The sequence below is a fragment of the Falsiroseomonas sp. RANM36 genome (genome assembly GCF_056682175.1).
In genome coordinates, this window is the sequence record NZ_JBWXTD010000005.1 from 253,913 (window position 1) to 255,152 (window position 1,240).

Annotated in this window: 2 protein-coding genes; both read right to left on the reverse strand. The window is 76.8% G+C overall.

Features of this window, described 5'->3' with window-relative positions; translation table 11 throughout:
• On the reverse strand, positions 1–299 hold a 299-nt coding region (locus AC1MIR_RS19155), incomplete at its 3' end, for an Hpt domain-containing protein (protein ID WP_480029784.1).
• 66 nt (positions 300–365) lie between these two features.
• Entirely contained in the window at positions 366–1,040 is a 675-nt protein-coding gene (locus tag AC1MIR_RS19160) for a lipid-binding SYLF domain-containing protein (protein WP_480029785.1), read from the reverse strand.
• Positions 1,041–1,240 lie beyond the last annotated feature (200 nt).

The window sequence follows — 1,240 nt, forward strand, 5'->3', positions numbered from 1 at the left end:
GCGGCGGCGCCCCGGGGGGGGCGGCGCGCGCCCCGGGCGGCCGGCCGGGCGCGGCCCGGCCGGCCCCGCGCGGCGCGCGCGGCGGCCGCGAGCCGAGCCGCGCCGATCGCGGCCGCGGCGCCGGCCAGGCTGTGCGCGGCCCGGCGTACGGCCTCGGCATCGGCCAGGGCGGCCGCCTGCACGCACTCCGCGGCAAGACGGGCGAGATCGGTCTCGAAGGTGCGCAGCAGCCGCCGGAACTCGTCCTCCGGCAGTGCTTCGGCCAGCTGGCCGGCGACGGAGGGATCGAGGGGGCTCACGCCGCCCCTCTCGCATCGGCGGCCGGCACCGTCAATTCGGCGCGGGCCCGGACGCCGTCGCGCGCCTCACTGCGGCGTGCCGTAGCGCATCAGCATGGCGCGCAGCGGGTCGGAGCCCGGGTTATGGGCTTCCATCTGCACCACGATCTGCCGGGCGGAGGCGTCCTTGCCGTAATAGGCGCGGGCGTAGTCGGGCAGGTAGCTCAGCAGCGAGCCTTGCAGCGACATGCCGGCGAACAGCCCGCGGGCGCGGGCGACGGCGACGATGTCGGCCCCGGCCGCGGCGGTGGTCGCGCCCTGCACCGCGCCGCCGAGCGTGGCGAAGGCGATGGAGGCCTCGGCCCCCACCTTGAACTGGCTGTTCATCAGCGCCTGCAGGCCGCGTTCGGTCATCACCATGAGCACCAGGCTCATGTCCTGGATGCCGGCCTGCAGCCCGACGCTGCCGGAGGTCATCTGGTAGAAGGCCGGCGAGGACCAGGAGCCGCCGCCATCCCGGCCGAGCAGGGTGCAGGTGCCGCCCTCGCCGCCGAAGATGAAGCTTGCGCGGAAGATGCGCGGGCAGACCAGCACCGCGCGGGCGCGGCGGAGGAAATCCTGCGCGTCCTGCGGCCGGTCGCCGGAGGTCATCACCTCCTGCACGGCCAGCGTGGCCCGATCCACCAGCGACTGCTGGTCCTGCTGGGCGGCGGCAGGGTGGGCGGCGAGGAGAAGGGCGGCCAGGAAGATGCCACGGAACATGAGCGGCCTCCGGCAAGATATTGTCATGCGGTCACTTCTACAGGGTTGCGACTCCGCTGTCCAAGGCGGAGGCAAGGCATTTCGGGGGCGGCGTAAGGCGCGCCGGGGGCGCGGGCGGGCGGGCGGGGGGGGGGCGCGGCGGGCCGCCGGGCCGGGCCGCGCGCCCCCCCCCCGCCGCGCGCCCCCCCCCCCCCCCCCCC